Genomic DNA, 12,903 nt, shown 5'->3' with positions numbered 1-12,903 from the left:
TCTCCTCTGATCGCCTCAAGCGCCACTTTGGCCTTGAATTGTGCCGTAAAACTTTTGCGGTGCTTTTCGCTCATATCTTGTCCCTTTTTTGGGCAAGTTACCACCTTAAACCTTTGTCTGAAAATCCGGGTCCACTATACCCCGATCATGAAACAGATGGATTACACGCCATTTCTTTTCGTTCTTGTGCCGGTTCGTGCGGTGCTTGCGCAGCAGCAGAGGCACATCATTCGGATTGTCGTGTTCTTTGTTTTCATGAACGGGTATTTGATGGTTATTAACAATTGTTAATTTCGGTTCTTTTTTTGAATTTTCCAAAAAAAACGGGTTTACGCGATGCGGATACCTGGAGATATGTTGTACTCTCTTGCGATATTTTATTTTATTGCAGTCATCAGCGGCATTTCAACATAACCGGCGTGAACGTATGGGATACATCGAGGCAGTGTGCATCAGCAAGGAAAAAGGGGTGGTCAAAAGTGAGGTGCAGGAAATCGTTCTCCGTGACGGATGGGGAATAGAGGGGGATGCCCATGCCGGAGAGTGGCACCGTCAGGTATCCATGCTGGCCGGGGAGAGCATCGACCGGATGCGTGAAAAGATGCCTGAACTCGATCACGGGGTTTTCGCCGAAAACATCGTGACCAGAGGTATCGATCTTGTTTCACTTGCGCCAGGCAAGCGTCTTCTGGTCGGGGAAACACTGGTGCTCGAAGTGACCCAGATCGGCAAGGAGTGCCATAATGACGGGTGTGCGATCCAGCGGGCGACGGGTGATTGCATCATGCCGCGTGAAGGGGTTTTCTGCAAGGTATTGCAGGGGGGTACACTGCAGGCAGGCATGCCGGTTGCTGTCCTATAATGAGCTTATCCCCCGATTTCCGACATGCTGGTTCGCAGGTTCTCTCCATCCCCCTGGTTTCTTCCGTCTTCCGGTTTTTCCCGGACTGCCGTTCTGAATACCTCAGTGATTTCTTCAACAGCAGTACTTCGCTCCAGGAGAGGCTGCAGGTTCAGGCCCTGTTTGTCGTAGAGACAGCTGATTACCGTTCCTTCCGACGTGATCCGTATACGGTTGCACTGGCTGCAGAAATTTCTCGTATAGGCCGGAATGATTGCCGCCGATCCGGCGTGGCCCGGAAGGCTGAAACTGAAGTATTCGGTCGATGTTCCCCGGTGCGGCAGAAGTTCCGGATAAGCCTCGTGGAGCATATCCTGAATTTTATCGAGACCGAGAAACCTGCCGGTTCGCCAGATCTGATGGTCGTCGAACGGCTGCAGTTCCATGAACCGTACCGTGACTGCATGGTGCCTGGTGAACTCCATGAACTCTGCAACCTCATCGCTGTTGATGCCCCGCATCATCACGACGTTGAGTTTGACCGGTAAGGCCTTTGATGCGAGAAGGGTATCAAGATTTGCCTTCACCTGCAGGAAAACGTCCCGTCGGGTTATGGCTTGATAACGCTTCCGGTCGAGGGTGTCGATACTCAGGTTCAGTGCATCGAGTCCGGCGTCGAGCAGTGCGTCGAGGTGTCTGTGTAGCAGCACTCCGTTGGTGGTGAGTGAGACGTTTTCGATGCCTTCGGTACGTTTTGCGGTCTTGACAAGTTTGGCAATGTCATTACGCAGAAGGGGTTCTCCTCCGGTAAATCGGATTTTCTTTACGCCGAGTCCGGCAAGAATCCCGATCAGCAGCGCAATGTCGCCGGTTTTCAGTGTGTCACGGCCGGCAGATGAGTGGTATTCGTGTTCTTCACTCATGCAGTAGGTACACCGGAGATTGCACCGGGAGGTTACGGCTATGCGGGCGTAGCTGATGGTACGCCGGAACCGGTCGATGAGAGGGGAATTGCTGATGTTCTTGCTGCTCAAGGATACGAATTGAAATATGGAGGTATCCTGTAGATCAGGAATAGCTTTTCCTTTAAGATAGGGTATCTCCTCAATGAAGCAAATCTTCAGTTCACACCGAGTATCACGCTCGATGCCTTGAAGACCGCACAGACGTGTTCGCCGTCCCTGAGCCCGAGTTTTTCGGAACTGCCGTGGGTGATGATTGCCGAAATGACGTTTCCGCCCCCTATGGCAACATCCACTTCCGTACTGACCGGTCCTTCGATAACCTTGCTGACGGTGCCGCACATGACGTTACGTGCGCTTATACGGGCATTGTGCAGATTCCTGCCTATGATGATCGAGTTGGATTTGATGATGGCATATGCGTTCATGCCCTCTTTCAGGCCGAGATTGTCGATTGCACCGATGGTGATGACCGAGGTGATGAGCGGCCCGTCAGGGAGCGCCAGCAGCACTTCGGCGTTGACCGCGCCGCGGGTGATTTTTTCAACGGTTCCCGAAAAGATATTTCGCGCGCTTATTCTCATGGATATTCTCCTGAGGAACTGGTAAAGATGTCTGGTTTCTCCGAGCCGCTCTTCAAGATTTTCGAGGAATTTTCGGTGCTCTTCCTGCACAACCCTGAACTGTTCGATGACTTTTTTTCCCTCTTTCGTCAAAAGGGTGCCTCCACCTCCCTTGCCTCCGGTCGTGCGCTCGACCAGCGGTTTTTCGGAAAGGTTGTTGATCATGTTGATCAGGTGCCATGCGGTTTTGTAGCTGATCCCGACGGCTTTGGCCGCGCTGTTGATCGAGCCGAGTGCATCGATCTTTTCAAGCAGTGCTATCCGGTCGCCACCGAGAAAACGGTTCTGAGATTTCTGGAACCAGATGGAGCCATCGAGCCCGATTGGTTGTTTCGTGCATTTTGCCATGCGGTTGGCCTGTTTGGTTGGCTGCTTTTGCCTCAATTAAACGTAAAATACAAGTTTCAGGCGACAGTACGGCTTCCATTGCCTGTTCGGCTGATTTTTTTCAGGATGGCGAACATCCCGAGCGAGATGATGGCGAGGATAAGCGACAGGAGTGCGGCTTTTTCGAAACTGCCCTCGAACACCGCGTTGTATATGGCAAGCGACATGGTTTCCGTTTTTCCGCTGATGTTGCCGCCGAGCATGAGCGTGATGCCGACTTCTCCGAATGAGCGCCCGAGAGAGAGGATGAGGCCGGTGAGCAGGGCATAACGGATATGGGGAAGGACAACCCGGATGTAGGTTTGAGTCCGGCTTTTTCCAAGCGTCCACGATGCTTCAAGCAGAGAACGATCCATGGTTTCGATTGCACTCTGTACCGATTTTACCACCAGCGGCAGTCCGGCTATGAACGATGCGGTATAAACACCGGTAGTGCTGAAGATGGTCTCGATGCCTGCGCTCTGCAGGGGACGGCCGATAATGCCGTTGCGGCCGAGCAGCAGCAGAAGAAGAAAGCCTGTGGCAATCGGCGGAAAGACAAGCGGAAGGGTGATGGCCGTATCGGCAAGGGTGCGGAGGAATGTTTTTCTGCCGGTCAGGAAGAAACCTGCAAGCACTCCCGCCATCAGGTGCAGTATAAGGGTGACTGCCGCCGTGTCCAGACTGAGCAGAATGGGTCCGGCAGCGTCATTTTCCTCTATGAAGCTTATGATCTCCGGATTCATATGCCGTAGCGTTTGAGAATGGCTACAGATTCGCGCTGTTTCAGGAACCGGAGAAAGTCCGCGACCTCTGTTTTCTTTTCGGATTCTTTGATGATCGCTGCCTGAATATCGATCGGCGAGTAAAGGTTTCGGGGTATCTGGAGCATGCCGCCGGTTTTCTTCTGAATTCCGATTGCATCGGTAATATTGATAAAGCCGGCATCGATCTCTCCCGATACAAGGTATGCGGAAACCTGGGGAACGGTGGAAAGTACTATCAGTTTCTGCTTGACGGTGTCCGCAAGACCGGAGTTTTTCAGGTATTCTTCAGCGGCATGCCCGTATATGGCTTTCTGCCGGTCCGGAATGCCAAGTCTCGTGATATCGTTTCTGCGGATGTCTCCGGTTCGTTTCAGTTTGAGCCCTTTTCTCCATGCAAGCACCAGTGTGCCTTTTCCTACCGGATGAAAGTTGCTGAAGGCAAGCGAGGATCGTTCAAGGAAACTTTTTTCGCCGAAAATGATAGAGACCTTTCCGCTTGTTTCCGTCTGGGAGAAGATCTGCTGCATATTGCCGAATACGGCATCGATATGATTGCCGGTTTTCTTTTCGTAAAGAGCTGCGATTTCCATGAGCGGACGTTTATAGCCTGCGCCTGCTGCTATGGTTATCTGTTCCGCATGGAGGACAGCCGGTATTGCCGCAAGAAGAAGCAGGAGAGAGAGAATTGTTTTTTTCAGGTTCATCGTGGTAATGAAAAGGTTCGTTGAAAATATTCCCGGCGCCGGCAAAACGCCGGGAATGGTGTAATGGAGAAAGAACAGGTACTGCAAAATCGTTGTCAGTAGTGCAGGGCTATGGTTGCCATTACAGTAAATGGCACTCCCGGCTGATAGGAGGTTTTCAGGGTCTTGTAATCGGATGTACTGATCATGCTCACATACTGCTCGTCAAAGATGTTCAACAGCGACAGGGAACAGTCAACCTGTTTGAAGCCGAGCATCGGTCTGCTCCAGGTGAGGTCGAGATCGAAAAGTGTTGTGCCGTCGATTTTCTCCTTGTGCAGCACATCGCCATAACGGGTCGATGTATAGCGCATGACCGGGGATATGGCGACATCGCCGATTTTCCAGCTTATCATGGCTTTTGCAAGGAATTCAGGAGCATCAGGAATCTGCTTTCCCTTGACATCGATCAGACTTCCCCCTTCGGAATAGATATCCTGGGTGAAAAAAAAGCGGTTCCAGGAGAACGAGCCATAGCACCTGAGATTGTCAAGCGCTTTGTACTCGGCTTCGAGCTCGATGCCGTAGCCTTCTGCATCGGCATTGTTCATCGGATAGTATGCATCCAGGTCGGCATCGTACAGTACGGCCTGCTTGTTGTTATGCTGTGAGTAGAAGATGGTCGGTTCCATGCTCCAGTTGCTTCCTGCGAAACGCATGCCGACCTCCATGTTTCTCGATATCTCCATCTGCCGCTTGTCCCAGAGCTCCTGGAAGGAGATGCCCCTGGCGGCGAATGCCGGGCGTTGCGAGATGTAGTAGGGGTAGATATCGACGTGCGTGACGTAGTTCTCTCCGTAGGAAGCATGAATCGAAGCATTGTCACCAAGGAAACGCGTCAGGGTCAGGTTCGGAAAGAGCCTGTTGAAGGATTTTCTGTCCATGGCGCTGGCATCGGCATCGATTGCCGGGTCGAGGGCAAGAGCATCGTCATAACTGATATCCCCGATGCCGGTTGTCTTGTAGGAGATGATCGAGGGGAGTGTGTAGCATACGTATTTCAGGCCGGCTTCGAGCTGGTAGTCACCTGAATGCCATATTGCATCGATGAACGGCGTATGCAGTTCGTGGCTTGAGCTGTTCGAGAGGATGTTCCAGTTGGCGAATTTCAGTTCTCCGGAGGCGGTTACCGTGTAATTTTTCCATGAGGTCGGAGGGCCTGGTCTTTTCTGGCAGTGAAAGAGGTAGCCAAGGTCGAGGTCCACATTGCCGATACGGGTCTTGTATTCTCCGAGGATTCCCTTGAGGTCGTGGTCGATGTCCCACCTGCGGATCCTGCTTCCGCCTGTTGTGCTGATGCTCTCCAGATAGTATCCCTTATCGCTCCAGTAGTAGGGTTTGATGTTTATGTTGGAGTGCTCTCCGGTTTTTATTTCGAGATTGGCCATAAGCATCCAGTCCTCGAATTCATTGCGGTTCCATCCGTAATAGTCGTAACCGGAAGGGTTTGTACCGTAATCGGTGTCGTAAGCCGAATCGAGGTCGCTGATTTCGGTGTAGGTGAAAGGTTTGTAGGTATGAATCTTGCCTTTGCCCCAGGTTACGAATGTCTCGAGTTTGACGTTTTCGCTCAATTGGCTGGTGACGCCTGCCGTGAAGTTCTTTCGTTCGGCATCGCCTTCGCCCTTCCATTTGTCGGCGGAGGTTTCGGAAAAGGAGATAAAGCCTTTCGAATTGCCTGCAAGCTTGCCGCTGTCGACACGCAGGTAGGTGCGGCTGAAGTCGTTGCTGCCGATGCTCTGTTTAAGCTGAACCCCGAACGTATCTTCAGGCCTGCGGATCTTCATGTCGATCTTTCCGCCGACGTCGGCAAGGCCGAGCCCGGCATATGCCGGCATGACACCGGTGTATATGTCGATATCGTCGAAATTCTCGAGGTCGAAGATCGTTGTGCCGCCGCCTGGTCTTCCTGTGACCGGCAGGCCTTCGACGTTGACTGTGGTTGCCGGGACGCCGCCCGCCGTGGCCTCGACTCCCCTGAAGCGGAACGATTCGTGGTAGTTGACGATATCTGCCAGTCCGTAAGGATCAACGCTCTGCTGGTTGAGGGAGGGCATGAGGTTTATGGTTTTATATACCGACATCTGGGACGGGTTGAGTACACGGGATTCCTTTCCTGTGAGGCGCTGCAGGATGTCGCCTTTTTTTCCCGATACCGTGATCTCTTCCGTGGTGTAGTTCTTCCAGGTGGTATCAGGTATGTTTTCATTTGCATGTGCCGTTCCGGTCAGGAGCACAAGCAGCGTTGTCAGCCTGACGGCATTATTGCATCTTTTTTTCATAAACGGTTATGTAGTTTTCTATATAACGATGGTTGTGGTAATATCCGGTTTGCATTGCACCGGGGCGGAATTTCGTGAACGGTAAAATACGTTATGTAATAAAAGATATAGCGATGAATAAAAAAAACGGAACGAGCTCTCCATGCAGGGGAGCGCGTTCCGGAATGCATGCCGGTCAGTTGATCAGGTAGTCTTCGCAGGCTTCGCCCTCTTCAAGAGCATCGAGAATCTCATCGATTTTCTCTTCGCCGTCGATTTCGCCGTACCAGAAGTTTTCGGGATAGACCACAACGACTGGCCCTTTCTCGCAAAGGTTCAGACATGCCGTGGCAGAAACGGCTACGTCCGACATGCCGCGGTCAGAGAGTTCGCTTTCAAGGTAGGGAATCAGGCCGAGGGCTTCTTTTTTGTGGCAGATGCCCTGGGGTGCGCCCTGAGCGCGGAAGCTCGCGCAGACGAAGATGTGATGTTTCGGTTTGTCCATTATGGTTGTATTGGTTGTTGATTGTTGAATAACTTGAAATAATTGTGCCAGGGTTGTTTGCTGATCGTCGTGAGCAGTCCGGGAACAAGGCGGACGGAACGGAGAAACCGGAGCGTACACGTAGTACGTGAGGATTTCGAGTACCGCCCAACGCAGTTATCGGACTGCGCAACAGATCAGCGAACAACCCTTACCCGCAGCCTCCTCCCGTACCGGTACACCCGGTGCCGCAGGCGTGAATCTGGCTTCCGCGCATCATGTGCTTGAGGTCTTTGCCGGTAAAGATGCCTTCGACGCCCTCCTCGATGATGCCTTCCATGACGAGCACGTCAATACCGTGGGCGTTGAGCACGTTTGTGGGGGAGTCGCCTGCGCCGTTTACAAGCAGCGTGCGGCAGTCGTGCAGCACCTGGGCAAGTGCTTCCCAGCGTTGCTGGCCTCCTCCGGGAAGGGGAGCCGGACGGGAGTCGACGAGCGTGCAGGTGCCGTTTGCGGGGTCCATTCCGTAAACGAGAAAGCGGTCGGCTTCGCCCAGGTGCTGGTTGATGAGCACCCCTTCCATACTGCTGACAGCTATATAGGGACGGTGTTCCGAAGGGTTTTTCGGCATGCTTGCCGCTTCGGCAAGCTTCTGCATCATCTCTTCGCTGTTCAGTTCGCCGATAATGCCTGCAGCGTCGGCGCGACAGCGCGCGCAGTGCTTCATCTGCGGCAGGAACTCCGCAGTCTCTTTCTGGATTTCGGCCACCATCGACAGCGACGGCTCCTCGATATTCTCGAACACGGTTTCCGATGTCTGGTAGTATGGCAGACAGTTCAGGATGTCCGCTCCGAGCTCGGCAACCTTCCGGGCAACATCGACGACGTGACGGTCGTTGATTCCCGGAATGATGATTGAGTTCACTTTTGCCGTCACGCCAACCTCCTTGAGCCGTTTCAGGGCTTCAAGCTGATTGCCGATCAGAAGTTTTGCCGCCTCGACATCGCGGTACATCTTCTTTTTATGACGCACCCAGGCATAGATTTCGGAACCGACCTCGGGGTCGATGGCATTGATGGTGATGGTGACATGGCTGACCTGCAGTTCTGCAAGTTCATCAATCCAGGGCAGGAGGTCGAGACCGTTTGTGGCCACGCAGAGCAGCATTTCAGGGTAATGCTCCCTGACCAGGCGCAGAGTCTCCATGGTTTCGTCCGGATTGGCGAACGGGTCGCCCGGTCCGGCAATGCCAACCACGGCAATGTTCGGCGAGAGCTTCACTGCCTGCTGCAGGTAGTAGAGCGCCTGACGTGGAGAGAGCACCTTGCTGGTGACTCCCGGACGGTTTTCGTTCATGCAGTCGAACTTGCGGCTGCAGTAGTTGCACTGGATGTTGCATTTCGGCGCAACCGGGAGGTGGATTCGTCCGAAGGTGTGACGCGACGAATCGTTGAAGCATGGATGGTTTTTGATGTTCAGTGTCATAGGTTCCTCCCTTTTACATATACGTATAGCCGATTGGTGAAGACTTCTGCCGTTCTTCGATCACGGTGTTGACGATTCGGTCGAAGAGCTCCTGTGTGCCGCGGTAGCCGAGATGGTGCAGCCGCTGCCCTCCGAAGCGGTCGTGAATGGGAAAGCCGATCCTGATGAGCGGCAGGTCGTGCTTCTTCGACATGGTAAATCCCTTGCTGTTGCCGATGAGGACGTCCGGTCGGAGCTCGTCCGCTTCGTGTTCGATGTCGACGAAGTCGACGTTTTCGCGCACCTTGATTCCCGCTTCCTCAAGGTCGGGTATCAGTTCGAGCAGTCGCTTTTTCATGAGGCCGCTTTTGCCGCCCGAAGCGCAGAGTACCGGCACTACGCCGATTTCGTGCAGGAAGGCGGCCATCGAGATCACCAGATCCTCCTCGCCGTAGAGAATCGCCCTTTTGCCGAAGATGTACTTGTGGCCGTCGGCGTAGGCGTCGACGAGGCGGCGGCGTTCATCCTCGTAGGCGGGGGGCAGAGACTTTCCGGTCAGTTGCTCCAGAACCGCGAAGAACCGGTCGCTTGCCTTGATGCCGATCGGCAGGGGCAGGTGGTGGCGCACTACCCCGAACTGCTCAGCGAGGTACCCTGCAGCCGATTTCTGCGCTTCGAGCGTGGAGCCGAACTCAATGCTCGCCGATGCACCGCCCGTGCTTGCGATTGCCCTGGTCGTGGTGCCTCCGGGCGGGATTCTGTGATATTCGGCCCAGGGTCCTCCGTCGAGCGTCTGCGAGTAGTCGGGCAGCAGCACGAACGGGGTGGCGAAGGCGTTCATGATCTCTTTCAGGTAGCGGATATCGGCAGGCGAGATCATGCCGGGGAAGATGTTCACCAGATGCTTTTTCGGTTCCGCTTCGGCAAGCGTTTTCACGGCCGAACGTACGGCAGCGTGAAACCCGTCGATATGCGTGCCGCTGTAGCTCGGCGTCGAGGCGAATATCATGACAGGCAGGGGCTCGTCGTTACCCATGATGGCTTTGTACTCCTTCAGGATCATCGGGACATCGTCGCCGATGGTCTCCGAAAGGCAGGTGGTGGCAATGCCGATCACTTCGGGACGGTACTGCTGCGAAACGTTTTTCAGTCCGAGCTTCAGGTTGTGGCTGCCGCCGAACACGGCGGTCTCTTCGTTGAAGTTCGACGAGGCGATATCGATCGGCTCCTTGTAGTGGCTGATAAGGTACCTTCTGATATAGGTCGCACACCCCTGCGAGCCGTGCAGGAACGGGACGCAGTTCTCTATGCCGCGGAAAGCCAGGCATGCGCCCAGAGGGTTGCAGAGCTTGCAGGCGTTCTGGGTTGCCGTTTTGGCCGTTTTGCCGTTTATTGCTGTCGTTTTCATGCGAGACCTCCTTTTCTCGGAGCGAACTGCCAGACGGGGCTCATCACCGATTCATAAACCTCTTTTGCAAAATTGTACATGCCGACGAATCCGGCCAGAGGGATCTTCCGTTCGTGGTTGTGGTCGCAGAATCCGACGCCGAGCTTGAAGGCTATCGGTCGTTCCTTGACGCCGCCGATAAGCAGGTCGGCCTCTTTTTCGAGCACGAACTTGGAGAGCTCCACAGGGTTCGAGTCGTCGACGATCACCGTGCCTTCATCGCACATCTCCCTGAGGCGCTCGTAATCATCCTTATTGCCTGTCTGCGAGCCGGCGAGCACCACCGACATACCGATCGTGCGCAGGGCCTTGATAAGCGAGAAGGTCTTGAACGCACCGCCGACATAGATGGCGGCCTTCTTGCCGGTCAGGGAGCTTTTGAACTTCTGCATTTCCGGATAGTATTTCCGGATCTCGTCGCGGACAATCTCCCTTGCTCTCTCCATGATCTCGGGTCTGTCGGGGAAGAGTGCAGCCACGTCGTAGAGCGATTTCGACATATCCTCGAAGCCGAAGTAGGAGACGCGGATGTAGGGAATGCCGTATTTCTCTTCCATATCCTTTGCAAGACTGGTCATCGAACCGGAGCACTGCACCACGTTGAGCGAAGCGCCGTGCGAGCGCCTGATGGCGTCGATCCTGCCGTCGCCGGTCATGGTGGCCACCACCTCGATGCCCATTTTTTCGTAATATTCCCGGATGATCCAGGCTTCCCCCGCAAGGTTGAACTCGCCGAGGATATTGATGCTGTACTGGCTGATCCCCTCGGTCGAACCGGTGCCGATCAGTTTCATGAGGGCCGAGCAGGCGGCCTTGTAGCCGTCCTTCTTGGTGCCCTTGAATCCTTCGGAATGCACCGGCATGACCGGGATTCCTTTTTCCTGTGCAACTTTCCTGCATACCGCTTCGATATCGTCGCCGATCAGGCCGATGATGCAGGTTGAATAGATAAATGCCGCATTCGGCTGATACTGGTCGATCAGCTCGATGAGCGAACGGTAGAGCTTCTTCTCTCCGCCGTAGATCACGTCCATCTCCTGCAGGTCGGTCGAGAAACTCAACCGGTGCAGTTCCGGGCCGGAGGATACCGCGCCGCGGATGTCCCAGGTGTATGCGGCACAGCCGATAGGACCGTGAACGATATGGATGGCGTCGGCAACAGGGTAAAGCACCACACGGGAACCGCAGAATACGCAGGCGCGCTGGCTGACCGAACCGGAAAGGCTCGTCTTGTCGCATGCGATGTCGAACTGCTGTTCATCGCCGCTTTTCTTTTCGAAGACCTGACTTTGTCTCCCCTCGAGAATTCCGATCTCTTCCTTCATGCTGCCTGCCCCTTTTTCAATAAGTAATTCCAGGTATCAGGAATCCCTCCCGGTAAAACCGGGAGGGATCCTTTGGTACTTTCAATCCCGTTCTCTAAGTCATCTCTTTTTGTCGTCGTAAGAAGCCTGAGTGCAAGGCGGACGGAACGGAGAAACCGGAGTGTACACGCAGTACATGAGGATTTCGAGTACCGCCCAACGCTGCAATCGGGCTTCGGAACAGACAAAAAGAGATGTCCTTACATAACCAGCTCGAACTTCTCCTCAAGAGCTTCGCGATCCTGACGGTCCATTAAAGCGCCGAGAATCTTTTCGACCAGTCTCAGCGAGCCGCTGTAGCCGATGTTCGGGAAGTAGCTGTGCCCGATCCGGTCGAGGATCGGAAATCCGAACCGTATAAACGGAACGTTCTCGTCGCGGGCGATGTACTTGCCGTAGGTGTTGCCGATAAGCAGATCCACCGGCTCGTTTTTCATCCACTGATGAAGCAGGAACATATCCGCGTTCAGGCCGTTCCTGAAGTTCGCTTCCGGAATCCTCCGGAGAATCTCTTTCATCCGTTTTTCAAAACGCTGGCCCGGAGTGCCGCTGACGATGTGTATCGGCTTCATGTTCAGGTCAAGCAGGAACTCGGTCAGAGGAATGAGCTGATCGGGATCGCCGAAAAGCGCGACTTTCCTGCCGTAGAAGTACTGTTCCATGTCGGTCATGACGTCGACGAGCCGTCCTCTTTCAGCAGTGATCTCGTCAGGAACCTGTACACCTGCCGCCTTGCTCAGAGACATGATGAAGCGGTCGGTTGCGGAGAGGCCGATCGGCATATCCACGGTTTCAAACGGCACCTTGCATTTCTTGTCGAGTGCGATAGCCGCCGGTTCGGCGCTGATGCAGCCGAGAGCCAGAGAGCTGGAGCTGTCGCCGATGCTTTTCAGTTCCTCGATCGTCGTGCCCCCTTTCGGGTAAAACTCGTGTTTTCCGGTCTGCGGAGCGTCGAGCACATCCGACGTATCGGGGAAGAGCACGATCTTCACTCCGAGCTCTTTGGAGATTTTCTTGATTTCACGCATGTCGGAGGGTTCCATCCATCCGGCGATAATGTTGATCTGGTCTTTCTTTTCCCCGGTTGACTGGGCGAACTGCTCGGCAATGCCTGTCACCATGTTGGCATAGCCGGTTACGTGCGAGCCGACGAAGCTCGGCGTGCTGGCGTAGATCACATATTTGCCTTCCGGGATTTTACCGTCATCCTTGGCTTTTTTCGTGATCTGCTGCAAGTCGTCGCCGATGGTTTCCGACAGGCAGGTCGAGTGCACGGCGATGATGTCGGGCTCGTAGACCGCGAAGATGGTCTCGATCGACTGGAGCAGGTTGGCCTGGCCGCCGAAAACGGAAGCGCCTTCGGTGAAAGAACTGGTTGCCGCCATGACGGGCTCCTTGTAGTGGCGGGTCAGGGTGCTGCGATGATACGAGCAGCACCCCTGTGAGCCATGGCTGTGAGGCAGACAGCCGTGAATGCCGAGCGCCGCATACATGGCTCCGATCGGCTGGCAGGTCTTAGCCGGATTGATCGTCAGCCCTTCACGCGCTATAACCTCTTTTGGTGTATGTCTTAATAGCAT

General features: G+C 54.3%; 12 protein-coding genes. 2 read left to right on the top strand and 10 right to left on the bottom strand.

Features of this window, described 5'->3' with window-relative positions; translation table 11 throughout:
• A partial coding sequence (locus tag K9G39_RS08950; protein ID WP_292004581.1) for a hypothetical protein occupies nucleotides 1-281 on the top strand: 281 nt, incomplete at its 5' end.
• Between the two features lie 146 nt (nucleotides 282-427).
• The gene (locus tag K9G39_RS08945) at nucleotides 428-862 is read left to right on the top strand and encodes an MOSC domain-containing protein (RefSeq protein WP_292004580.1); all 435 of its coding nucleotides are present in this window, start codon (nucleotides 428-430) and stop codon (nucleotides 860-862) included.
• Between the two features lie 5 nt (nucleotides 863-867).
• Here the strand turns inward: K9G39_RS08945 and moaA are convergent, their stop codons facing one another.
• The 10 genes from moaA to nifK all read right to left on the bottom strand — a co-directional run bounded on the left by moaA (nucleotide 868) and on the right by nifK (nucleotide 12,903).
• Nucleotides 868-1,875, bottom strand: coding sequence for a GTP 3',8-cyclase MoaA (gene moaA / locus K9G39_RS08940; protein WP_292004579.1), 1,008 nt, complete (start codon nucleotides 1,873-1,875; stop codon nucleotides 868-870).
• A gap of 86 nt (nucleotides 1,876-1,961) precedes the next feature.
• On the bottom strand, nucleotides 1,962-2,774 hold the full coding sequence (locus K9G39_RS08935; protein WP_292004578.1) for a TOBE domain-containing protein: 813 nt from the start codon (nucleotides 2,772-2,774) through the stop codon (nucleotides 1,962-1,964).
• A 56-nt stretch (nucleotides 2,775-2,830) separates the two neighbouring features.
• Nucleotides 2,831-3,538, bottom strand: coding sequence for an ABC transporter permease subunit (locus K9G39_RS08930; RefSeq protein WP_292004577.1), 708 nt, complete (start codon nucleotides 3,536-3,538; stop codon nucleotides 2,831-2,833).
• The gene (gene modA, locus K9G39_RS08925; protein WP_292004576.1) at nucleotides 3,535-4,350 is read right to left on the bottom strand and encodes a molybdate ABC transporter substrate-binding protein; all 816 of its coding nucleotides are present in this window, start codon (nucleotides 4,348-4,350) and stop codon (nucleotides 3,535-3,537) included. The genes K9G39_RS08930 and modA overlap by 4 nt, the downstream gene beginning before the upstream one ends.
• An 8-nt stretch (nucleotides 4,351-4,358) precedes the next feature.
• Nucleotides 4,359-6,584, bottom strand: a complete 2,226-nt coding sequence (locus tag K9G39_RS08920; protein ID WP_292004575.1) for a TonB-dependent receptor — start codon at nucleotides 6,582-6,584, stop codon at nucleotides 4,359-4,361.
• 175 nt (nucleotides 6,585-6,759) lie between these two features.
• Nucleotides 6,760-7,068, bottom strand: a complete 309-nt coding sequence (locus K9G39_RS08915) for a (2Fe-2S) ferredoxin domain-containing protein (RefSeq protein ID WP_292004574.1) — start codon at nucleotides 7,066-7,068, stop codon at nucleotides 6,760-6,762.
• Between the two features lie 190 nt (nucleotides 7,069-7,258).
• Nucleotides 7,259-8,533: a nitrogenase cofactor biosynthesis protein NifB gene (gene nifB, locus K9G39_RS08910; protein ID WP_292004573.1), complete on the bottom strand. Its 1,275-nt coding sequence runs from the start codon at nucleotides 8,531-8,533 to the stop codon at nucleotides 7,259-7,261.
• A 13-nt stretch (nucleotides 8,534-8,546) separates the two neighbouring features.
• On the bottom strand, nucleotides 8,547-9,920 hold the full coding sequence (locus K9G39_RS08905; RefSeq protein WP_292004572.1) for a nitrogenase component 1: 1,374 nt from the start codon (nucleotides 9,918-9,920) through the stop codon (nucleotides 8,547-8,549).
• Nucleotides 9,917-11,284 carry a nitrogenase iron-molybdenum cofactor biosynthesis protein NifE gene (nifE, locus tag K9G39_RS08900; protein WP_292004571.1) on the bottom strand — a complete coding sequence of 456 codons (1,368 nt, stop codon included), beginning with the start codon at nucleotides 11,282-11,284 and terminating at the stop codon, nucleotides 9,917-9,919. The genes K9G39_RS08905 and nifE overlap by 4 nt, the downstream gene beginning before the upstream one ends.
• Before the next feature lie 239 nt (nucleotides 11,285-11,523).
• Complete coding sequence (gene nifK / locus K9G39_RS08895; protein WP_292004570.1) at nucleotides 11,524-12,903, bottom strand: nitrogenase molybdenum-iron protein subunit beta; 1,380 nt, start codon at nucleotides 12,901-12,903, stop codon at nucleotides 11,524-11,526.

Origin of the sequence: Chlorobium sp. (genome assembly GCF_021740465.1) — a bacterium.
In the GTDB taxonomy this organism is placed as follows: Bacteria; Bacteroidota; Chlorobiia; order Chlorobiales; family Chlorobiaceae; genus Chlorobium.
Note: the sequence above shows the minus strand (reverse complement) of the source record. Positions and strands in the feature narration are given on the sequence as shown.